The organism is Pseudomonas sp. QS1027, assembly GCF_002814235.1.
Lineage (GTDB): Bacteria > Pseudomonadota > Gammaproteobacteria > Pseudomonadales > Pseudomonadaceae > Aquipseudomonas.
In genome coordinates this window covers 19,377-41,631 of the sequence record NZ_PHSU01000022.1, presented here as the reverse complement: position 1 = coordinate 41,631, position 22,255 = coordinate 19,377, and the positions used below count along the sequence as shown (strand labels likewise).

The 22,255-nt window shown below is 60.0% G+C and carries 20 protein-coding genes and 1 pseudogene; 8 read left to right on the top strand and 13 right to left on the bottom strand.

Going from position 1 to position 22,255, the window contains the following annotated elements; translation table 11 throughout:
• Positions 1-6: 6 nt before the first annotated feature.
• The 4 genes from CWE01_RS20625 to ppc all read right to left on the bottom strand — a co-directional run bounded on the left by CWE01_RS20625 (position 7) and on the right by ppc (position 4,860).
• Entirely contained in the window at positions 7-306 is a 300-nt protein-coding gene (locus CWE01_RS20625; protein WP_100942396.1) for a hypothetical protein, read from the bottom strand.
• 222 nt (positions 307-528) lie between these two features.
• On the bottom strand, positions 529-1,203 hold the full coding sequence (gene tsaB / locus CWE01_RS20620) for a tRNA (adenosine(37)-N6)-threonylcarbamoyltransferase complex dimerization subunit type 1 TsaB (protein ID WP_100942395.1): 675 nt from the start codon (positions 1,201-1,203) through the stop codon (positions 529-531).
• A 93-nt stretch (positions 1,204-1,296) separates the two neighbouring features.
• A complete protein-coding gene (gene adk / locus CWE01_RS20615) occupies positions 1,297-1,944 on the bottom strand; it encodes an adenylate kinase (protein ID WP_100942394.1) in 648 nt (215 codons plus the stop codon).
• Between the two features lie 285 nt (positions 1,945-2,229).
• Positions 2,230-4,860, bottom strand: coding sequence for a phosphoenolpyruvate carboxylase (gene ppc, locus CWE01_RS20610; RefSeq protein WP_100942393.1), 2,631 nt, complete (start codon positions 4,858-4,860; stop codon positions 2,230-2,232).
• Positions 4,861-5,063: 203 nt separating this feature from the next.
• On the opposite strand from ppc, the gene CWE01_RS20605 reads away from it, so the two are divergent.
• From CWE01_RS20605 to CWE01_RS20595, 3 genes are all read left to right on the top strand, one after another.
• The gene (locus CWE01_RS20605; protein WP_100942392.1) at positions 5,064-5,405 is read left to right on the top strand and encodes a pilin assembly protein; all 342 of its coding nucleotides are present in this window, start codon (positions 5,064-5,066) and stop codon (positions 5,403-5,405) included.
• A 421-nt stretch (positions 5,406-5,826) separates the two neighbouring features.
• Complete coding sequence (locus CWE01_RS20600; RefSeq protein WP_100942391.1) at positions 5,827-6,249, top strand: DUF4398 domain-containing protein; 423 nt, start codon at positions 5,827-5,829, stop codon at positions 6,247-6,249.
• 62 nt (positions 6,250-6,311) lie between these two features.
• On the top strand, positions 6,312-7,103 hold the full coding sequence (locus CWE01_RS20595) for an OmpA family protein (RefSeq protein ID WP_100942417.1): 792 nt from the start codon (positions 6,312-6,314) through the stop codon (positions 7,101-7,103).
• Positions 7,104-7,166: 63 nt separating this feature from the next.
• Here CWE01_RS20595 and CWE01_RS20590 read toward each other — a convergent pair whose 3' ends face one another.
• From CWE01_RS20590 to prfB, 7 genes and pseudogenes are all read right to left on the bottom strand, one after another.
• Complete coding sequence (locus CWE01_RS20590) at positions 7,167-7,493, bottom strand: hypothetical protein (protein WP_100942390.1); 327 nt, start codon at positions 7,491-7,493, stop codon at positions 7,167-7,169.
• A complete protein-coding gene (locus tag CWE01_RS20585; protein WP_100942389.1) occupies positions 7,490-8,404 on the bottom strand; it encodes an alpha/beta hydrolase in 915 nt (304 codons plus the stop codon). The genes CWE01_RS20590 and CWE01_RS20585 overlap by 4 nt, the downstream gene beginning before the upstream one ends.
• A gap of 47 nt (positions 8,405-8,451) precedes the next feature.
• Positions 8,452-8,529 (bottom strand): annotated as a pseudogene (locus tag CWE01_RS34350) (outer membrane lipoprotein carrier protein LolA); the annotation flags it as partial.
• Positions 8,530-8,561: 32 nt separating this feature from the next.
• The gene (locus CWE01_RS20580) at positions 8,562-9,839 is read right to left on the bottom strand and encodes a flavohemoglobin expression-modulating QEGLA motif protein (protein ID WP_100942388.1); all 1,278 of its coding nucleotides are present in this window, start codon (positions 9,837-9,839) and stop codon (positions 8,562-8,564) included.
• Positions 9,840-9,884: 45 nt separating this feature from the next.
• Positions 9,885-10,589, bottom strand: coding sequence for a TetR/AcrR family transcriptional regulator (locus CWE01_RS20575; RefSeq protein WP_100942387.1), 705 nt, complete (start codon positions 10,587-10,589; stop codon positions 9,885-9,887).
• A gap of 105 nt (positions 10,590-10,694) precedes the next feature.
• On the bottom strand, positions 10,695-12,197 hold the full coding sequence (lysS, locus tag CWE01_RS20570) for a lysine--tRNA ligase (protein ID WP_100942386.1): 1,503 nt from the start codon (positions 12,195-12,197) through the stop codon (positions 10,695-10,697).
• Between the two features lie 96 nt (positions 12,198-12,293).
• A protein-coding gene (gene prfB, locus CWE01_RS20565; RefSeq protein WP_100942385.1) for a peptide chain release factor 2 occupies positions 12,294-13,389 on the bottom strand; the annotation gives its coding sequence in 2 pieces (ribosomal slippage) (positions 12,294-13,316 and positions 13,318-13,389; 1,095 coding nt in all).
• 373 nt (positions 13,390-13,762) lie between these two features.
• Between prfB and CWE01_RS20560 the strand changes: the two genes are divergently transcribed.
• The 5 genes from CWE01_RS20560 to CWE01_RS33600 all read left to right on the top strand — a co-directional run bounded on the left by CWE01_RS20560 (position 13,763) and on the right by CWE01_RS33600 (position 20,332).
• Complete coding sequence (locus tag CWE01_RS20560) at positions 13,763-14,176, top strand: alkyl hydroperoxide reductase (protein WP_100942384.1); 414 nt, start codon at positions 13,763-13,765, stop codon at positions 14,174-14,176.
• Positions 14,177-14,369: 193 nt separating this feature from the next.
• Positions 14,370-16,418 (top strand): type VI secretion system tip protein TssI/VgrG, encoded by a 2,049-nt coding sequence (tssI, locus tag CWE01_RS20555; RefSeq protein ID WP_100942383.1) that lies wholly within the window; start codon positions 14,370-14,372, stop codon positions 16,416-16,418.
• Positions 16,415-16,984: a DUF4123 domain-containing protein gene (locus CWE01_RS20550; protein WP_100942382.1), complete on the top strand. Its 570-nt coding sequence runs from the start codon at positions 16,415-16,417 to the stop codon at positions 16,982-16,984. Before tssI ends, CWE01_RS20550 begins: the two co-directional genes overlap by 4 nt.
• Positions 16,977-19,382 carry a toxin VasX gene (locus tag CWE01_RS20545; RefSeq protein ID WP_100942381.1) on the top strand — a complete coding sequence of 802 codons (2,406 nt, stop codon included), beginning with the start codon at positions 16,977-16,979 and terminating at the stop codon, positions 19,380-19,382. The genes CWE01_RS20550 and CWE01_RS20545 overlap by 8 nt, the downstream gene beginning before the upstream one ends.
• On the top strand, positions 19,379-20,332 hold the full coding sequence (locus CWE01_RS33600) for a hypothetical protein (RefSeq protein WP_177410500.1): 954 nt from the start codon (positions 19,379-19,381) through the stop codon (positions 20,330-20,332). The genes CWE01_RS20545 and CWE01_RS33600 overlap by 4 nt, the downstream gene beginning before the upstream one ends.
• Positions 20,333-20,588: 256 nt before the next feature.
• Here the strand turns inward: CWE01_RS33600 and CWE01_RS20535 are convergent, their stop codons facing one another.
• Positions 20,589-20,873 carry a hypothetical protein gene (locus CWE01_RS20535; RefSeq protein WP_100942380.1) on the bottom strand — a complete coding sequence of 95 codons (285 nt, stop codon included), beginning with the start codon at positions 20,871-20,873 and terminating at the stop codon, positions 20,589-20,591.
• A gap of 335 nt (positions 20,874-21,208) precedes the next feature.
• The gene (locus CWE01_RS20530) at positions 21,209-22,213 is read right to left on the bottom strand and encodes a PleD family two-component system response regulator (RefSeq protein ID WP_100942379.1); all 1,005 of its coding nucleotides are present in this window, start codon (positions 22,211-22,213) and stop codon (positions 21,209-21,211) included.
• Between the last annotated feature and the right edge of the window lie 42 nt (positions 22,214-22,255).

The following is a 22,255-nucleotide window of genomic DNA, read 5'->3' as shown; positions in this document are numbered from 1 at the left end:
ATTAAATCAGATATGCAGGTCGAGCCCCAACACTTCCATGTCCCATTCGACGAAACCGGCGGTGGTCAGGTAGCTGGCCAGGGCGTTTGCGACGCTCTTGCTCATGGCGCGATGGAAGATCATGTCCTGCGGGCGGGCGGGCAAATTGGCCAGACGGCTACCGGCCGCTTCGGCGCGGGCGGCCACCTCGGCGAGGTCCTCGCTATCGCCATCCGAGACATCCGCCTCGTCGTCGACCACGACGCTGCCTTTGCGCGGTTTGCGCTTGATGGGATAGGACTGTGAGGAAACGCCGTCTATACGCATTGGGGCATGCTCGGTGTCGATGATGGCAATTTAGCAGCACGCACCGCACTTAGCTATTGCCCGAGTGATAACTGGACCACAGAACCTGAAAAAGGTTTTCACACCCTGGTGCCTGGGTGGGAAAAACATGACGAACGGCACATTTTTGACTATCCGGGCGTTTTTTCAGGTGAACGGTTTAACGTTCAGTTTAGCCTGAATTTTATCAATTGCCGCCCGGCGTCAACGCGCCTTGGGCGTCGCCACCTTGTCGCGCAGGTAAACCGGCTGGGCCTCGTCGGCCGGAATCGCCTCGCCGCGAGCCCAGGCAAAGCGCGCCAGGCTCAACAGGTCCTCGGCGTGGGGCAGCAGGCTGGCATCCTGGCCCGTCAGCGCAACGTTGATCCGCTCGCCATAACCCCACCCCGTACCCGCGCCAAACCACTCGCCAGTGGCATCGTCCGGCAAGGCCGCCAGTTGCGGCGCCAGCACTGCCTCGACACCGGCCAGACGCATCTCCCCGGCCTCTTCGCGATAGCAACCCCAGTACACCTCGTCCATCCGCGCATCGATGGCCGCGGCCACCTGACGCACACCGCGCTCGCGAAAGGCCCGCTGCGCCAGCACCGCCAGGTTCGACACCGGCAACACCGGACGCTCCAGGGCAAACGCCAACCCCTGAACCACACCGATGGCAATCCGTACCCCGGTAAAGGCCCCGGGACCACGGCCAAAGGCAATCGCATCGACAGCCGACAGGCCGATACCGGTATCCGCCAGCAACTGCTGGATCATCGGCAGGAGCTTTTGCGCGTGCAGGCGCGGAATCACCTCGTAATGGCTCGTCACCTTGCCGTCATGCAGCAAGGCGACGGAGCAGGCTTCAGTCGCGGTGTCCAGGGCCAGCAAGGTGCTCATCGATGTATCCGTCAGGTCGAAATGAAAAAAGTGCAACAGTATAAACAACAACAGCCCGCAAGCGGGCTGTTGTACACAGAGCAGCTACAGCGATCAGCTCAGCGCTTCAAGCACCTTGCTGGTGATCGATTCCACCGAACCGACACCGGCGATATGGCTGTACTTCGGCTTGCCCTGGGCGGCCGAGAGCTTCTGGTAGAAATCCACCAGCGGCTTGGTCTGGGAATGGTAGACCGACAGGCGATGACGCACGGTTTCTTCGGTGTCGTCCTTGCGCTGGACCAGGTCGTCACCGGTCAGGTCGTCCTTGCCTTCGACTTTCGGCGGGTTGTAGACCGTGTGGTAGACGCGCCCGGAAGCCTCGTGCACACGACGACCGGCGATACGCTGGACGATCTCTTCGTCATCGACGGCGATCTCGACCACGTAGTCCAGTTCGACACCGGCATCCACCAGGGCTTCAGCCTGGGGAATGGTGCGTGGGAAACCGTCGAACAGGAAACCCTTGGCGCAGTCGGCCTGGGCGATACGATCCTTGACCAGCGCGATGATCAGGTCGTCGGAGACCAGGCCGCCGGCGTCCATGATGCCCTTGGCCTTGAGGCCCAGCTCGGTACCGGCCTTGACCGCGGCGCGCAGCATGTCGCCAGTGGAGATTTGCGGGATGCCGAATTTCTCGGTGATGAACTTAGCCTGAGTACCTTTACCGGCCCCGGGAGCTCCCAGCAGAATGACGCGCATCGATGTGCTCCTCAATTTTTTATTTAGAAACGCTCGGATTCGCCTCGTGGGGCCAATCTCAAAAATAGGGTCATGGCCGCAAAACGGCCAAAGGCTGATCAAGATACACAGCCGACCGGAGCCACACAAGCCGCCGAAAGTCGCAGTCACTCATGCCTGCACAAGCGGTGAAACCTGCTACGCCGGGTCGTCCCCCGACAATAAAGTGTCGCCACACAAAAACGACCGCCCCTGACTGGGCAGTCGCTTTTGTCCCATTACATATGGCAAGGCTTCCCACACACCTTAGCCAGTATTGCGCAGCCCGGCGGCAATCCCCGCCACAGACACCAGCAACGCCTGTTCCAGAGGGCTGTCCTGGGCCGTTTCCTGACGCCGCGAACGGGCCAGCAGCTCGGCCTGCAACCGATGCAGCGGGTCCAGGTAGGTGTTGCGCAGGCGAATGAATTCCAGGGTCTCCGGGCTATGGGCCAGCAGTTGCGACTGACCGGTCAAACCCAGTACGACCGCGCACGCCTGCGACAATAGGTCGCGTAAGTGCACACCCAATGGCAGCAGTTCGGCATCCACCAGGCGCTCGTCATAGGAGCGGGCGATATCGCCGTCGGCCTTGGCCAGGACCATTTCCAGCATGTCGATCCGGGTGCGGAAAAACGGCCATTGCTCGCGCATCTGTGCCAGCAGCTCACCTTCGCCTCGCGCCAATGCCTTGCGTAGCGCGGCTTCCCAGCCGAGCCAGGCGGGCAGCATCAGGCGCGTCTGGGTCCAGCCGAAAATCCACGGGATCGCCCGCAGGCTTTCGATCCCGCCGGCGCGGCGCTTGGCCGGACGGCTGCCCAGCGGCAGGCGCCCAAGCTCCTGTTCCGGGGTGGATTGGCGGAAATACTCGACGAACTGCGGATTATCGCGCACCTCGGCACGGTAGGCGCTGACACCGTCCGCGGCCAATTCGTCCATCAATTTACGCCAGGCCGGTTGCGGCGGCGGTGGCGGCAGCAAGGTGGCTTCGAGCACGGCGGCCAGATAGAGATTGAGGTTCTGCTCGGCGATGTCCGGCAGGCCGAACTTGAAGCGAATCATTTCGCCTTGTTCCGTGGTGCGGAAACGCCCCGCCACCGAACCCGGCGGCTGCGACAGGATGGCCTCATGGGCCGGACCGCCGCCACGGCCGACGGTGCCGCCGCGACCGTGGAACAACAGCAGTTCGACCTGCTGCTCGCGACAGATCTCCACCAGCCGTTCCTGGGCCCGATACTGCGCCCAGGCCGCCGCCGTGGTGCCGGCGTCCTTGGCCGAATCGGAGTAGCCGATCATCACTTCCTGCGGACCTTGCAGGCGCGCGCGATAGCCCGGCAGCAGCAACAGCCGCTCCATCACGGGACCGGCGTTATCCAGGTCGGCCAGGGTTTCGAACAACGGCACCACGCGCATCGGCCGCAGCACGCCGGACTCCTTGAGGAGCAACTGCACCGCCAGCACATCGGAGGCGGCACCGGCCATGGAGATCACGTAGGAACCGAGGGAGGCGGCCGGCGCCGCAGCGACTTCCCGGCAGGTCGCCAGCACTTCGGCGGTGTCCGCGGAAGGTTTGAAATAAGCCGGCAACAGCGGGCGACGATTGGCCAGCTCGCGCATCAGGAAGGTCAGGCGGTCTTCTTCATTCCAGTCTTCGTAACGCCCCAGCCCCAGATAATCGGTGATCTCGGTCATGGCGGCGGCGTGACGGGAGGAATCCTGGCGCACATCCAGACGCACCAGGAACAGGCCGAAGGTCACCGCCCGGCGCAGGCAATCGAGCAACGGGCCATCGGCAATCACGCCCATGCCGCATTCGTGCAGGGACTGGTAGCAGAGTTGCAGCGGTTCGAGCAGTTCGCGGTTGTTCTGCAGGACTTCGTCCGGTGCCGGTTGCGTCGTGGTGAGCGACGCCTGGGCCCAATTGCGGGTAGCCCGCAGCCGCTCACGCAATTGCTTGAGCACCGACCGGTAGGGTTCGGCGCTCTCGCCGGCGCGGGCGCGCAGGGCCTCGCTGGCCTGTTGCATCGACAGCTCGGCGGCCAACTGATCGACATCGCGCAGATAGAGGTCCGCCGCCATCCAGCGGGCCAGCAGCAGCACTTCACGGGTGACCTTGGCCGTGACATTGGGGTTGCCGTCACGGTCACCGCCCATCCAGGACGCAAACCGAATCGGCGCGGCTTCCAAGGGCAGGTGCAGGCCGGTGGCGGCGAACAGCGCCTGGTCGGCTTTGCGCAAATAGTGCGGGATGGCCTGCCAGAGGGAATGCTCGATCACCGCGAAACCCCATTTGGCCTCGTCCACCGGGGTCGGCCGGGTGCGGCGGATCTCCTCGGTGTGCCAGGCTTCGGCGATCAGCCGTTGCAGGCGCTGGCGGATCTGCTCGCGCTCGGCAGCGGTGAGGTCACGGTGGTCCTGCTGGGCCAATTGCGCGGCAATCGCATCGTATTTCTGGATCAGGGTCCGCCGCGCCACCTCGGTGGGGTGCGCGGTGAGCACCAACTCGATCTCCAGGCGGCCCAGTTGCCGCGCCAGGGATTCGGCGCCATGGCCTTCGGCGAGCAGGCGGGCGAGCAATTCAGGCAGTACCCGTGACTCGAAGGGTGCCGGCTGCGACTCGTCGCGACGGTGAATCAACTGGTATTGCTCGGCGATATTGGCCAGGTTGAGGAACTGGTTGAAGGCCCGGGCCACCGGCAGCAACTCGTCGTCGCCCAGGCTGTCCAGGCTGGCACTGAGTTCGGCATTCGCCGAACCGCTGCGGTCGGCCTTGGCGCCCTTGCGGATACGCTCGATCTTGTCGAGGAATTCGTCACCGTGCTGGTCACGAATGGTATTGCCCAACAGCTCACCCAACAGGTGGACATCTTCACGCAAACGTAGATCAATATCGGACATCGACAGACTCTCCAGGGGACGCTGAGATGGCTCACAGGCTCAAGAGTGCACCACGGCGGCGAACGCTTACAAGCCTGGAAAAATCCCCACTGAACCTCGTCACATCGAACTAGTCTGATAATAAGCCTCACGAAGGCTTTATCGCCGGTACAAGCCGGTCACTCATCAATACCCGCTATCAACGGGTGCGAATTGAGGTCGATATGAAAATCCGCGAGCTTGCCCAGCACTGGGAAGAAAACGCCAAGGGTCGGTTGACCGACACCGGCTATGTCATTCATCTGGATGTGGAAGCTGCGGCGCGACTGGCGGCGGTGATCGACATGTACCCCAAACGGCGCCCGGAAGAACTGCTCGGCGAGTTGGTCGGCGCGGCGCTGGAGGAACTGGAAGCCAGTTTCCCCTACATCCAGGGTTCACAGGTGGTGGCCACCGACGAAGAAGGTGACCCCCTTTATGAGGACGTCGGGCCAACACCGCGTTTTCTCTCGCTGTCGCGACGACATCTGCATGACCTGGCGTCCCAGGACAAGCCGAAACATTAAAGCCTGACGCGAGTCCCCTTGCGGATATCGTCTGGTCCCTTGACGCGTAACTACAGCCAACACGGTCCTGTAGGAGCTTGGCTTGCCAGCGAAGAGGTCCTGGAGGCCGCCAACAGCTTTGCTGGCAAGCCAAGCTCCTACAGGCTCTGCAGTGCGTTCAAAAAAGCGTCCGACCTTGCCTCCCCTCCGCTCGATACCCCCGCACACCGCGAAAGTTCAGACTTTTCGCACTGACTACTCGGTCAGATTTTTTTCGAGCAATGGGCCATCTTTTCCTGAACTATTCAAAAAAGCCTTGGGTCACAGCCAGTAACCATCACCGGAGCAGTTGCAGTTAAAACGCTCCCGGAACCCCTACCGGACACGGCGCGACAAGCTCCCGGAACCGTGATGGACGATGTCGTTACTCAGGAGCTATCCAATGGAGTTGCAGATCATGAAGACCCACACTGTCCAATCCTCGCTTACCCCCCTGCGCGGGCTGAAACTGGCCGCACTGGTACTCGGCAGCAGCCTGCTCCTGGCCGGTTGCGCCGGTAACCCGCCGACCGCGCAGTACGCCGTGACCCAATCGGCGGTCAACAGCGCCGTCAGCGCTGGCGGTACCGAATACGCCGCCGTGGAAATGAAGTCGGCCCAGGACAAGCTCAAACAAGCTGAAATGGCCATGCATGACAAAAATTATGACGAAGCCCGCCGCCTGTCCGAACAGGCCGAATGGGATGCCCGCGTCGCTGAACGCAAGGCCCAGGCCGTCAAGGCCGAACTGGCCGTGAAGGACTCACAGAAAGGTGTTCAGGAATTGCGCCAGGAGAGCCAACGCTCCGCGCAACCGGTGCAGTAAGCACCGGCAGGCTCAGCGCCTGCACTCCCTGAAGCTTGAACCCATAAAGGATGAGAACCATGATGCGTAAACAATTGATGATCCCCGCCCTGCTGGCCCTCAGCGTCGGCCTGGCCGCCTGCTCGTCGCAGCCCAACAGCAACCTGGAGCAGGCCCGTACCAACTTCTCCGGACTGCAAGCCAACCCTCAGGCGAGCAAAGTTGCCGCCCTGGAAACCAAGGATGCCAGCGACTACCTGGACAAGGCCGACAAGGCCTACCAGAACCGTGAGAAGGTCGAGACCGTCGACCAGCTGGCTTATCTGACCAACCAGCGGGTTGAAGTGGCGAAGCAGACCATCGCCCTGCGCACCGCCGAAGCCAATCTGAAAAACGCTGCCGCCCAGCGGGCCCAAGCCCGCCTGGATGCCCGCGACCAGCAGATCAAGCAGTTGCAGGAAAGCCTGAACGCCAAGCAGACCGAACGCGGCACCCTGGTGACCTTCGGTGACGTGCTGTTCGCCACCAACAAGGCCGACCTGAAATCCTCCGGCCTGGTCAACATCAACAAACTGGCGCAGTTCCTCCAGGAAAACCCTGACCGCAAGGTGATCATCGAGGGTTACACCGACAGCACCGGCGGCTCGGGTTACAACCAGAGCCTGTCCGAGCGCCGCGCCACCTCGGTGCAAGTGGCACTGATCAAGATGGGCGTCGATCCGTCGCGCATCGTGACCCAGGGTTATGGCCAGGAGTACCCGGTAGCGGATAACGGCAGCGTTTCCGGGCGCGCCATGAACCGTCGCGTGGAAGTGACCATTTCCAACGACAACCAGCCCGTTGCACCACGCTCGTCCATCAGCAGCAATAACTGATCGGATAAAAAAACCGCCTGATCCCATCAGGCGGTTTTTTCACGTCTGGCCGGCGGGGAAAGGTTACTGCTCCAGCTTCGGTGTTTCCTGTCCCATGCAGCGCACCGCCTGCTTCTGGCTGTTCACCAGCACGCCGGTCAGGCCCTTCTGTTCGGTGTCGAACAGCACCAGCACCCCGTCGATGCACTGCGCGGTTTGCGCCGCCGGCTCCAGTGAGATCTTGTAATCCTCCCCAGGCACCGTCTTGAGCATGGTGAACTCGTTCAACAGCAGCGCATCCTCCGGTTTGGCGAAATGCAGGTAACCGTAGTACCACAGGCACGCGACCGTTCCGATGATGCTGCAAATACCGGTGAGTATCAGGGGAATGGCGTTACGTTCTTCAGTCATTGCGGACTCTCTGGTTCAACATTCGAATTCGGGACAGGCGGGTAATTCGGGATCTCGCCCAGGCGGCGCAGGCCGTTGAAGTGCTGCGGGTCGTCGAGATAACGCAGCATCACCTTGCGCCAGGTCGGGTCACCGAAGGTCTGCACATGACCGCCACGGGTCAGTTGCAGCACCCGCGGCGGTGGCGCCGCCTGATACAGCTGGATGCCATTGACCAGCGGCACGACCGGGTCGTCGAGGCTATGGAAAATCAGTTTCGGCACCCCGGTCAGGCGCGGCATGGCCTTGATCGCGCTATCGCCATCGGGCACCAGCCAGGACAGCGGGATTTGCAGGGGCCAGGTCAGCCAGGACGAAGCGAGGGCATCACGCCCCACCGAACGGTAGCTGGCCGGCGCGCCATCCAGCACCAGGGCCTTGAGCCGCGCCTGGTATTCGGGATGACGTTCCACCAGATAATGCACCACCAACGACCCGCCCAGGCTCTGCCCCAGGACCACCAGGGGTTTGCCCTGGACTTGCGGGGCCTTCTGCAACCAGTCGAACGCGGCATCGATATCCAGGTAAACCGCCGGCAGGCTCGGCTCGCCTTCGGACACGCCGTAACCGCGATAGTCGAGCATCAAGACCTGGTAACCCTGCTCCGGCAACCACCAGCTGCCGCCCAGATGCCCGGACAGGTTGCCGCCGTTGCCATGCAAATGCAGCACCGTGCCCTTGACCGACACGCCGGCCTTGACCGGCAACCACCAGGCGCGCAGGCGCAAGCCGTCGGCGGTGACCAGTGTGACATCGCGGTATTCGAGGTGAGCCTTGTCCGGGGTGAACGGCAGGCCGGGATCGGGATAGAACAGCAGGGAGCTGCAACCGCCCAGGGTCAGCAGCAGGCAGAGCATGCCGAGGATTCTCATCCGTTTGAAGCCTCGCTAGATAAGGAGAAATGTCGCCAACCCTCACCTGTAGGAGCGAGCTTGCTCGCGATGGAGGCACAGGCACCTCGGGGCACCAGATGCCCCGCGTTATCGTTGACGACCATCGCGAGCAAGCTCGCTCCTACAGGGTCGGCGGTCAGAGGATATTAGAATAATCCGCTTCGATCCGATCCAGGCTCAAGTGGTTCAGGAAGTTGCTGAAACACATCCAGGCCGACAGCGCATTCATGTCGCGGAACTGTTCCGGCAGATACTTGGGCGGCACCACCAGGCCCTCATCCACCAGTTGGCGCAGCGTGCGCATATCCTCCAACGTGGTCTTGCCGCAAAACAGCAGCGGCACCTGTTCGAGCTTGCCCTTACGCACGGCCAACTGAATATAGTTGTAAACCATGATAAAGCCCTTGAGGTAGGACAAGTCTTTGGTAAATGGCAGGCCCGTGGGTGTCGAGCCACGGAAGATCCGACTGGCGTTGCCGTAGCTTTCCGCCATCTCGAAACCCTGTTCGCGGAAGAACTCGAACACCTGGAGAAAATCCGCGCCCTGCTCCACCATATCGATGGCCCGGGTACGGTTGGTCAGCTTGCGCAAGCGGGTCGGATAGGAGGCGAAGGCAATCACTTCCATCAGGATCGCCAGGCCTTCCTGGGTCACGGTCGACGAGGGCGGGCCCTTGGACAGGAAGGTGCAGATCGGCTGGTTCAAGCCGTTGAGGGTGGTGCCGACATGCACCAGGCCTTCATGCACCTCCAGCGCCCGCACATCCCGCGAGTTGAACATCGCGTCGGCGCGGATCTTGATGTAGTCGGCGCCCGCCGCCGCGTCGGCAACAATACCGTCGGACTCGAACACCCGGATGGTTTCCTCGGCCTCGCCGAACACCTTGTTCAGCCGGCTTTGCAGCATATCGACCGCCTCCTTGGCGGTGAGGGTCTTGGGCTCGTCCTTGAGGTCGCCGCGGCCGTCGATATTGTTCAGGTAATCGGACAGCATCAGGCCGAGGTCGGCCAGGGTCGGATCACCGGCGTGGAAGGCATCCGACGCGGCGCCGTACAACTCCTGGGAGATCAGGCCGAAATCCGCGGTGCCACGGGCTTCGAGCATCCGTACCACCTGCCGGTACTCGCGGCACATCCGGCGCATGATCTGCCCGACCGGATTGAACTGGCCAAGTCGCCGGGTGATATCCCGCTCGATATTCTGGAACTCCAGCTTCACCGCGCTGGAGTCGAACGACAACGGCCGCGAGGTGTAATAGTCGCGATCCACCGCCGGCATTTCCTTGCCCTTGCCCTTGAGAAAGCCCTTGCGGATGTTCTCGTCCCACTTCACCGCGTCGAGTACGCGAATCGGTGTCTGCGCCAGCACAATGCGATCAGAGAGGCTGCGTATCGTCTGCTGGTAATCGTCCAAGGGTGACTCCTGAAGGTTACGGCGGTGAATAGCCACGCACAGTGCCTAGACCGAGGCCAGTACCAGGTGCATGTAACGCGAGAGGATCCCCAGCATGTCCTGTTCGGACTGGACCTCAGCGTCGTTGAGCAGGCCCTGATATTCCATCCGTCCGATAATCGCCGTCAACACTTTGGCATCCTGCTGTGGCTCTTTAGATCCTAGAACCTGGAAAAACTGACAAGTTCCTCGTAGGAGAATTTGCTGATGTGAACGCACCAACACCGCCAGGCGCGGATTGATCAGTGCCTCCTGGCGAAACGCCTGCTCAGCCATCAGGTGCTCACGGCGGTTATGCAGTTGGCGCAGGATATAGTCGGCGGTCATCCGGGCGATATCGTCGGCCAGTTGCGCCCGTGACGCGGCACTGCCGTCGCCATAGGCGAGCATCTCACGCAACACACCTTCGGTGTTTTCCCACAGCTTGGCCATAAAGGCCGCACTGCGCTCGACATACTGGGCGAAGGTATCGGTGAGCAGGTCATCGATATCCTTGAAGTAATAGGTGGTGGCCGACAGCGGCACATCGGCCTCGGCGGCCACCGCGCGGTGCCGCACCCCGCGCACACCGTCGCGCACGACAATGCGCATGGCGGCGTCAAGAATCGCCTGTCGTCGTTGCTCGCTTCCCTGTCGACTGGCCTTGCGCCCCTGATACTGAACGCTTTCAGCCACCGCCGTAGCGACGCCAGCTGCTCCCTTTTGCGCCATTGCACGCTCCACTACCGGTCTTCCTCTCTTGTAATATTCTGAAACATCAGTACCAACAGACAATAAAAAAGCCGCCTTGCAAGGGCGGCTTTTTCAACAACAGGTTTACGCTTGCGGCCGCATGTGCGGGAACAGGATCACGTCGCGAATCGACGGTGCGTTGGTGAGCAACATCACCAGGCGGTCGATACCGATGCCTTCACCTGCGGTTGGCGGCATGCCGTACTCCAGCGCCCGCACGAAGTCGGCGTCGTAGTGCATGGCCTCGTCGTCGCCGGCGTCCTTCTCGGCCACCTGGGCCTGGAAGCGCTCGGCCTGGTCTTCCGCGTCGTTCAACTCGGAATAGGCGTTGGCGATTTCACGACCGCCGATAAACAGCTCGAAACGGTCGGTGACGTTCGGGTTCTCGTCATTGCGGCGAGCCAGCGGCGAGACTTCGAACGGGTATTCGGTAATGAAGTGCGGCTGTTCCAGCTTGTGCTCGACCAGCTCTTCGAAAATCATCACCTGCAGCTTGCCCAGGCCTTCGAAGCCGAGCACCTTGGCGCCGGCTTTCTTGGCGATGGCGCGGGCCTTGTCGACGTCCTGCAGGTCGGCGGCGGTCAGCTCCGGGTTGTACTTGAGGATCGAGTCGAACACCGACAGGCGCACGAACGGCTCGCCGAAGTGGAAGACCTTGTCGCCGTACGGCACGTCGGTGCTGCCCAGAACGGCCTGGGCCAGTTCACGGAACAGCTCTTCGGTCAGGTCCATGTTGTCTTCGTAGTCGGCGTACGCCTGGTAGAACTCCAACATGGTGAACTCAGGGTTGTGCCGGGTCGACACGCCTTCGTTACGGAAGTTGCGGTTGATCTCGAACACCCGCTCGAAGCCACCGACCACCAGGCGCTTGAGGTACAGCTCCGGCGCGATGCGCAGGTACATGCCCATGTCCAGCGCGTTGTGGTGGGTTTCGAACGGCTTGGCCGCGGCACCACCGGGGATGGTTTGCAGCATCGGCGTTTCCACTTCCATGAAATCGCGCTGCATCATGAAGTTGCGGATATGGGCGATGACCTGCGAACGCACGCGGAACGTCTGGCGCACTTCTTCGTTGACGATCAGGTCGACATAGCGCTGGCGATAACGGGTTTCGGTATCGGTCAGGCCGTGGTGCTTGTCCGGCAGCGGGCGCAGCGACTTGGTCAGCAGGCGCACGTTGGTCATTTCGACGTACAGGTCGCCCTTGCCGGAACGGGCCAGGGTGCCTTCAGCGGCGATGATGTCGCCCAGGTCCCAGGTTTTCACCGCGGCCAGGGTCTCTTCCGACAAGGTCTTGCGGTTGACGTAGACCTGGATGCGCCCGGACATGTCCTGGATCACCATGAAGGAGCCACGGTTGAGCATGATGCGACCGGCAACCTTGACCGGGATCGCTGCCTCTGCCAGCTCTTCCTTGGTCTTGTCGGCGTACTGTTTCTGCAAGTCTTCGCAGTAGGCGTCGCGACGGAAGTCGTTGGGGAAGGCCTGACCCTTGGCGCGCTCGGCAGCCAGCTTTTCCTTGCGCAGGGCGATCAGGGTGTTTTCTTCCTGTTGCAGGGCTTGCGGGTCGAGTTGTTGGTCGCTCATGTCTTTAGATTTTCCATCACAGGTTCGTTACCCCCGGCCTTCGGCAGGGGTTCACGGCAGGCGGCGCGCCTTGATGCGCGCCGTCGCCGCAGTGCCTTAAAGCCCTTGCTTGAGGCTGGCTTCCAGGTATTCGTCGATATCGCCGTCCAGCACCTTGTCGCAGTCGCTGCGTTCGATGTTGGTGCGCAGATCCTTGATCCGCGAAGCGTCGAGTACGTAGGAGCGGATCTGGTGACCCCAGCCGATATCCGACTTGGTGTCTTCCAGGGCCTGGGAAGCGGCGTTGCGCTTCTGCACTTCCTGTTCGTACAAGCGCGCCCGCAACATTTTCATCGCGGTGTCTTTGTTCGCGTGCTGGGAACGTTCGTTCTGGCAGCTGACCACGGTGTTGGACGGTACGTGGGTGATCCGTACGGCCGAGTCGGTGGTGTTGACGTGCTGACCACCGGCACCGGAGGAACGATAGGTATCGATCCGCAGGTCTGCCGGATTGATTTCGATTTCGATGTTGTCGTCGATTTCCGGCGATACGAAAACCGCCGAGAACGAGGTGTGACGACGGTTGCCGGAGTCGAACGGGCTCTTGCGCACCAGGCGGTGCACGCCGATCTCGGTGCGCAGCCAACCGAAGGCGTATTCGCCCTTGATATGTACGGTGGCGCCCTTGATCCCGGCGACTTCGCCGGCGGACAGTTCCATGATGGTGGCGTCAAAACCGCGTTTGTCGGCCCAGCGCAGGTACATGCGCAGCAGGATGTTGGCCCAGTCCTGGGCCTCGGTGCCGCCGGAACCGGCCTGGATATCCAGGTAGGCGTTGTTCGCGTCCATTTCGCCGCTGAACATCCGCCGGAACTCGAGTTTTTCGAGGGCGGCGCGCAGGCGTTCGACTTCAGCGGCGACGTCGTCGACGGCACCCTGGTCTTCTTCGGCGGCGGCCATTTCCAGCAGGTCGCGGGCATCGCTCAGGCCGCTGGACATGTCGTCCAGGGTTTCAACGATCAGCGCCAGCGCGGAACGCTCGCGGCCGAGGTTCTGGGCGTATTCGGGGTTGTTCCAGACAGCCGGATCTTCAAGCTCGCGATTGACTTCGGTCAGACGCTCATGCTTTTGATCGTAGTCAAAGATACCCCCGAATGGTTTCGGAGCGCTCGGACAGGTCCTTGATACTGTTAAGGATCGGGTTGATTTCCATGGCGGGCAGCACTCGTCGGTGAACTTTTGAAAGCCGACGAGTATAACCGAGTTGCACGCGTCCCGGCAGCCCGCTTGGCGGGGTGAAGGCACAAAGTCATGATCCGCTGGCAAAGATCACCGATCACGCCAACCTTTCAACGTACCTAAATGTAGGTCTTTTCTATTTTTTAACCTTTCTATTCAAACGCACCATCCCAGACAAGCAGAATATCCCCCTTGGCGCTTGAGCCTGTATCCCGCAAAAACGTCGACGCTCAGCGTTATCACTGCGAGGTCAAGGTCAGCCTGGCGCGCTTCGGCACGCTCATTCACTACAGCGGTGTCTTGAACCTTGTCGAGCCGACCACCCCCTCCCCCCTGACGGAAAACCCATGACGTACCTGTTCTCAAAAAACCTCGCCCCCGCCTGGATGTCCTGGGTCCTGCGCATCGCGGCCCTCTACAACCTGCTCTATGCCGTACTGCTGGCCGTCTGGCCCGCTGAGGTATTTGCCTGGTTGCAGATGCCGACCACGCCGGACGTGATGGTTCGCTGCATCGGCATGATGGTCGGCGTGTATGCGCTGGGTTACTGGATTGCCGCGCAGGATGTGGTTCGTTACTGGCCGCTGGTGGCCGTCGGGCTGGTGGGCAAGACGCTGGGCCCCATCGGCTTTGTGCAGTCGGCCATGAGCGGCATCCTGCCCTGGCACAGCGGGATCATGCTGCTGTGCAACGATCTGGTCTGGTGGCTGCCGTTCTGGATCATTACTTTGTACGGCTGGAAACGCTCTAACCGGGGGTGAAAGCGGCACGCTGAACAGGTGTCACTGAGATATCCAGCAGTGGCACTTTCACTTCTTTTGGCAAAATATCCCGCTATCGAGTCAGTCTTTTTAACCTTGAAATGTAAGGCATTTCTGTTTTTTCACAGACCTATTCAACGCACCACCGAGGACAAGCAGACTCCCCCCTTACCGCTTGAGTAAGGGACTACGAATGTTCATTTCAGCGCCGTTAAACCGCTTTACCCTGACCCTCCCGGGCTTTGCCCCTGAACTCCAGGTGCTGGCCTTCAAAGGCAGTGAAGCCATCAGCCAGCCCTATCGTGTCGAGCTGGACCTGGTCAGCCGCCGCGCGGACCTGAACCTCGACGAACTGTTGCACCAGCAGGGTTTTCTCGCCTTCAACGACAGTGGCGCGGGTATTCACGGCCAGGTCTACTGCATCGGCCAGGGTGATACCGGTCGACGCTGGAGCCACTATCACCTCACCCTCGTACCGCAACTGACCTACCTGGGCCATCGTTTCAACCAGCGCATCTTCCAGAACCAGACCGTGCCGCAGATCATCGCCCAGGTGCTCAAGGACCACGGCATCCTCGGCAACGCCTTCAGCTTCAACCTCGCCACGCCCCTGCCCGCCCGCGAGTACTGCGTGCAGTACAACGAATCCGACCTGGATTTCATCCAGCGGTTGTGTGAGGAAGATGGCCTGCACTACCACTTCCAGCACAGCCCGGCCGACCATCACCTGGCGTTCGGCGATGACCAGACCTTCTTTCGCCGGCTGTCCAAAGCCGTGCCTTATGTGCCGGACAGTGGCACCGTCGCCGCGACCGCGAGCATCAAGTCCTTTGACCTGCGCCTGGAGACCCGCAGCAGTCATGCGGCCTTGCGTGACTACGATTTCGAAAAGCCGCATACCTTGCTCGAGCGGACAACCCACTGCACGGATTCAACACCGAAACCGGCGTTGGAGGACTATCGCTATCCTGGCCGCTTCAAGCATGACGAGGCCGGCAAACGACTCAATCGCCGCCAGTTGGAGCGCCATCGCGCCGACTATCGACAGGCATCAGGCAAGAGCAATGCGCCACAACTGGTCAGTGGCCACCTCCTGACCCTGAGCGACCATCCACAGCCGGACTGGAACGACCTCTGGCTGCTGACCCAACTGACCCACGAAGGTAAACAGCCGCAGGTGCTGGAGGAGTCGGCACCGAGCCCGAGCGGCGCCAATGACGGTTTCCGCCAGGGCTACCGCAACAGCTTTCTCGCCACACCATGGGATGTGTTCTTTCGTCCGCCGCTGCAAGCACATGAAGCCCGTCGCCTGAATGCCCAGACCGCCATCGTCACCGGCCCGCCCGGGGAAGAAATCCACTGCGACGAATACGGCCGGGTAAAGGTGAAGTTTCACTGGGACCGTTCCGATGCAACCGGCGCTCAAAGCAGTTGCTGGTTGCGGGTGGCGTCCGGCTGGGCCGGGCCAAGTCACGGCGCCGTCACCCTGCCCCGTGTCGGCATGGAGGTGCTGGTGACCTTTCTCGAAGGCGACCCGGACCAACCGCTGATCGTCGGTTGCCTGAACAACGCGGTGCAGCAAGCGCCCTACCCTCTGCCGGCGCACAAGACCCGTAGCGTGTTCAAAAGCCAGAGCAGCCCGGGTGGTGGGGGCAGCAATGAAATCCGCATCGAAGACCTCAAGGGCCAGGAGCAGATCTATGTGCATGCCCAACGGGATTTCGAGCAGCACATCGAACATGACCAACACATACAGGTCGGCCACGAGCGGCATGAAAGGGTCGACGCCAACAGCTATGCCGAGTTCAGGGCCGAAGAGCATCACACGGTTCATCAGGATCGACGTTGCGAGGTGAAGGGGGATGATCATCTGACGGTGGGCCGAAGCCAACAGGTGAAAGCGGGAGTGGGTTACCTGGTTGAGGCGGGCGAGGAAATCCACCTGTCCAGCGGCTACAAACTGGTGATGGAAGCCGGTGCCGAATTGACCCTCAAAGCCGGGGGTAACTTTATCAAGATCGATGGCGGCGGCATTACCTTCAGCCAGCCATTCAACACCGAAGGCAGCCCTGGCGAGGGTTCGGGAGCGATGCCTTGGCTACCCGGGCAGACGGAGCCGGTAAAGAAACCGGTGCTGTCACTGGAGACCGTGGCGAAACAAGCCCTGGCACTGCGTGAGGCAGATTCGGGCATTTGTGAGGTGTGCGAAGCCGCAAAGGATAGCCAGGGTAAGCAGCCATGATCGAAGCGATGGCCCACCCCGGTTTCCTGCTGATCGAAGGGACCTGCTTTGACGCTGCCAGAGCCTGGTTTCGTCAACACTATCCCAGCCATCAGGCCGTCTCCCTGTTGATCAATACGCCCTATGCGGCTATCGCCGACACAGGGCCATTTCTGCTGGAGGCCCCACAGGGAAGCCCGATGCAGCGCGATTGGTGGCAGGGCGGCTCGTCTCTGGACCAGGGTGTCTGGCTGAGTTCGCGGCTATCACCTGCAAAGCTGCTCCTCTCATTGCAACGTCGCCTGAAAGTACACAGCACACAAGGCCGTCAGTACTGGCTACGTCTGGGTGACGCGGGCGCCTTGTTACGAACCTGGGAGTCCCAGGCTCCTTGGCCACCTGGCTTCTGGCACGGCGTCGACAGCCTGTGGCTGTGGCACCGGGACGAACCACTGTGTGCCTGGAAAAACACCGCCCCTGAACAGGACGCCGCACCGACCAGCATCGGTTTCGCGGCGCCAATCGTTTTGTCGGATGCCTTGCTCTGCGCGCTGTCCGGCGGGTCCGAGGAAAATACCGATGTCTAAATACACCTTCAAACCCGCCACCTGTCCACTGCTGGCGGCGGTCTTTCCATTGCGCTACGCCATTGGCCCTTCGCTCCCGCTCGACTTGAGCGGCCATGGGGTCAAGCCCCTGAGCGGGTATTTCCCGGCGCTCGGCAAGGGCGCGGAAAACACCAGCGGCAGGCCGATGAACTACACCGCTCGCCTGCTGCGGGATGGCTGGCTGTATGTCTGGCAAACGAACATCAACATGATGATCGAGTTTCAGGTGACCGGGGCGCTGCTCAAGGAAACACCGCGCGGCGGCAGCGTGATCGACCCGCGCCACAAACCCTACTTCATGTTGCGGGCCGGAGCGCCGGCGATGATGGTCTGGTCACCGATCCGCTGGAGCGATGGGCAATTCGACACGGCCAAGACAGATCCGACCAGGCGCGAAAGCGTCATGCGCACGTTCACACCCGGCGTAACGCCTATGAGCGGGCCGGTCCAGAAAATCCATGAGTCCATCGGCGATTACATGGACCTCGATGGTTATGGCTGGAGCCAAAATCCCGTTGGCCAACCACCGGACTGGCTCAAGGCACTCGAGGATATGAGTGCCTGCGAATTCCAGACCTATGCGGTGCTCGACGACACCTGGGGCGTGTTGCAGGACCTGGCCCGGTTGCTACAGGTGCAGATGGCGGCGTTCGAAGAGCGTCGTAAAGAGCGTAGCGAGGACTGGGCCATTGCCGGGTTGATCCGCTCGTTGAGCGAGAGCGATGAACAGGTCCGCAAAGTGCTGCCTGGTGCGACGCGTTATCACCTGTTGGAACGGACCTGGAAAGAACATGACGATGAAACCCAGGGCTATGAAATGGACCTGCGCTATATCTCGGAGCTGTGGGGCGCGTGGTTCGAGACGCTGGGACTGAAAAGCCCGGCGACCCTGGCGACTGCTTGCGAGCATTTCGATATCACCCAGCCTGCTGTGCTGGAGGCGCTGGGAGAGGAGTTCGCGTTGGCGTGTGCCGGGGCCTCCAGTACCAGCTTCGGGGTGAAGAAATTGAGCAAGGCGCTCGATCCTGACAGGGCGACCGAGAAGCCCTGGTTGATCTGGGCTTTGCTCGGGCTACCCAACGAACCGGGGCTTTCGGAAATAAAACGGCTGATCGATACCGGGGACACCCTCAAGGACAACTTACAGGCTTTGCAAAAGCTGGGGATCAAGTTGGCGCAGGCGCTGAATATGAGCCTGGCGTTCAACAAGAGCGCGGAGAACCTGGCGCTGCATAATCCGGCCAAGGTGACGGAGGAATTGTTCGCGGTCCTCAGCCCGGTGCTTGCGGCGCAGATGCACAAGGCCACGGAGGCACCCAGCAATGTTGCGCGGCTGTACATGGGGGCTGCGTTGAGTCGCAGCCAGCAACGTATCGATCTGGTGGCGGCCACACCGCAGCAGGTTGAGCAATGGCTGAACCATCTGGCGCAAGTCCCCACACAGGCGCCTCCCGGCACGCTGCCATTGAAACCGGTAGCGAGTGCCGTGCAGGAGGCGTTGCCGTTCTTTCATCTGGTGCCAGTGGGGCAGACAAGTGTTGCCGGGAAGCATCTGCCGTCAATTGCGGATCTGGCTCGACCAGAGATGGAGTTGAAAAACCTGCTGAAAATGAGCAAGGAGGCGCTGACGGAAACACCGTTGAAGAGTTTGGTGTTGGTGGTGGCTGGTGTGAGTCTGGTTTGGACAGGTGAACAATCTTACAAAAGCCGCTCAGCGAAGGACTTAATGAATTTTGCGGGGGGATTAGCTGGCTTTGCAGCGGCCGGTATCGCAATCATGCAAAGTCGAGCCGACAAGAACTTTCAATTAATGACTCAAATATCAACAAAAAATCCTGAGAAATACAAAATAGCTCTCGCTAAATCTTTAGCCCTGGGTGCAGGAACTGCCTCCGCTTTAGCAGTGGCCTCCGCCATGGATGTCCTTGTCTTTGGCAAAGAAGCCCTGGAAGCCTTCAGCTCTAGAGATTTTGATACTGCCGCGATCAACATAGGGCTAACCATCGGATCAGCTGTCAACCTGACACTATATATAAAAACCTTCAGGGCATTACAAGACGCGCGCGCCGCCGTAATGGCAAATAACCTTGCAGTGATCAGCCGAGGATTAAATCAAGTCCCTCACTTAGCGAGCAAAATACTCACCACAACCATCCTGCTGGCTAGCGGTGTTATAGCTCGACTATACACTCAGGATACCGGAGTAGAAAAATGGCTAAAAAACACGCGCTTTGGAATCAACCCCGAGTCTTGGGCCAACGACTACAACAGGTCTAGTGAGGAACTCTACAAAGTTATGTCCTCTGCTGTTACTGGAAAAACATACACAATGACTGAGCTTCTACACTCACCGGTGTTAAAAGATGAATTCATATGAATATAAAAAATCTTATCGAGCTGGCTCGCACCCAGTGTGAAGCCCCCCCAGTCATTCTAAAATCGAATGAACCAACAGGCGAAAGCCCAATGGATCTTTTCATTATTGACGACCACACAACCCATTACCTCTCGATCAAAACAGGAGAAGAGTCATTTCTGGGAAAAATAACGGGTATCGTTTTTTTAATTTTCACCCCTCCATTTCTGATCATGGCCCTGCTCTTTCTTCTGAGCGGGGATTGGGAGGACGCACTTTTACCTTTTGCAGTTGCCGTCACGGTATTTCCGATTTCTTTTTTATGGGAATCTCGCAAACACCTTCCACCGCCCATTCTATTCAACAGGCGCACGAGGGAAGTTTATTTCAATCACAGAGGAGAGTTATTTCATACCCCTTGGGATGACATTCAGGCCATCGCCTATGAGTTCAAAATTTTCTCCCCCCATACTGGTAGCCTGCAAAGCGCCGCTCTGGAAATACTCATTCGCAGACTGGGTGAACCAGAAAATGCGCTAATGCTCAGCTTAGGACTGCCAATGGGAAAAAATTTGACAATGCAAAAAAGCCTTTGGGAGTACTTGCGATCTTATATGAATAATGGCCCCTGGTTTAATGAACATGGAAACCATAGCGAGTCAGACGAATATATCAAAGAGCAACTGGCTTTTGATGCACGCCCTTCAACCTTTTTGGGGCATCAACTGAAAACGGTAGCTGAAGAGAAAGAAGCAGCCAATGGTAAACCTTACCCAAACTCTACAAACATCATTCTTCTTGTAGGATTCTTCTTGCTCCACCCGGCAAGCCTCATAGAGGATCGAATATACAAAATAGCCAAGCGTCGCAGCTCTAATCACTGGCCAGAAATAGTATTGGAGCGCCTGCGCCCCGATGGCCCAACCACCCGTTTGATTGATTTAGAACGTGAGCGTGGGCTGGACGTTTAACTCATATAATCTTTCAGGCTAAAGCCAGCTCGTGTTGGAGCCGGCTTGACTAGAGATAAAAACCTCAAGATTTGCATCGCCAGGGCCGACGTTTTCGCGGGCAAGCCCTGCTCCTACAGTGAACCGTCGCTCACCAAACTTGTGTACGACGCAAGACTGTAGGAGCAGGGCTTGCCCGCGAAGAGGCCCTTGAGCCTTGCACTGCCCTTGCGGACGTCATCGCCGGCAAGCCGGCTCCCACACGGATGGTGCTCGATCAGGAAACCAGGGCGCTGCGGGCTCGGTCGGTGAAGCGGCCCTGCATCGCATCCAGCGCGTCACAACCATCCTGCAACAGCAGGTACGTGGCCCCCGCGAAGTGCTGAAGATCACGGTCGCAGGTGTTGCCGATGCTCATGCAGGTCAGGCTGTGGCTCAGGTCACGGGCGGCCTTGATGCGCTGGATGGCGCACTCATACAAGTCGCGCACCGGGGCATCGAGATTGAGGTAGAGAACGGGGGCTTCGGTGAGGTTGCTTTGTAGCGGGCGATATTGAGTCATTGCTAAAGCTCCATTAGGAGCCACCACCTTTTGCGGCTAAGCAAAACTAGGGTGGCAGCTGTACGCGGGTTAGCCGACCGGGTCCTATGGAGCTACACCCGGCACACCCGAAGGTGTCCCGCGCACAACCGCCATAACGCAAACGTCAGGCAGTAGGAAGCGCCAGCATTGTAATGGCGGCGCTCAAGCTCCGTTAGGAATTTCGACCGGCTAAGATCGATCACCGACACATCGGTGACGACCGAACTATAGTCCAGCCACTCACCCAATAGTCGCCGCTTTTACACCTTGAAATACGAGCCACTGCGGATGCCAGTAATGGCGATTTATCCGCCTCAACCAATCCCAACCTGATTACGCCCACTGTTCTTCGCTGAATACAGCCCCTTGTCTGCCGCCGAAATCAGATCGCGACAGTTGCTGCCCTGCTGCGGTATCACCGTAGACACCCCAATGCTGACCGTCAGCACCGCCCCCTCGCCCGGCATATTGTGGGGGATCTTCAACCCCGCCACGGTCTGGCGCAGTTTTTCCGCCACCAGTCGCGCTCCGCCTTGGGAGGTGTTCGGCAGCACCAACGCAAACTCTTCGCCACCATAACGCGCCGGCAGGTCCGACGGCCGGCTGCTGGCCTCACGGATCGTTTCCGCCACCTTGCGCAAGGCCTCATCGCCTTCCAGGTGACCAAAGCTGTCATTGAAGGCTTTGAAATAGTCCACGTCGATCATCAGCAACGACATCTGCGTCTGCTCGCGCTGCGCCCTTCTCCACTCCAACTCCAGGTACTCGTCGAAGTGCCGACGGTTGGACAACCCGGTCAGGCCATCGGAGTTCATCAGGCGCTGCAGCACCAGGTTGGTGTCGAGCAACTGCTGCTGGCTGACCCGCAACGCCCGATACGCCGCATCCCGCTGCAACAAGGTCATGTAGGAACGCGAGTGATAGCGAATGCGCGCCACCAGCTCGATGTTGTCCGGCAACTTGACCAGGTAATCGTTGGCCCCGGCGGCAAACGCCGCGCTCTTGATCAACGGGTCTTCCTTGGTCGAGAGCACGATGATCGGGATGTCCTTGGTCGCCGGGTGATTGCGGTACTCGCGCACCAGGCTCAGGCCATCGAGGCCGGGCATCACCAGGTCCTGCAGGATCACCGTCGGCTTGATGCGAATCGCCTGGGCAATCGCCTGGTGCGGATCGGCACAAAAGTGGAAATCGATATTGGTCTCGGTGGCCAATCCACGCCGCACCGCCTCGCCGATCATGGCCTGGTCGTCAACCAGCAACACCATCGCGGCGTTTTCGTCGGTGGTCTTGAAATCATACATTTGTAAATCATTCATACGCGGTCACCTGAAATACTGCTTTCATGTCAGGACTGCTGA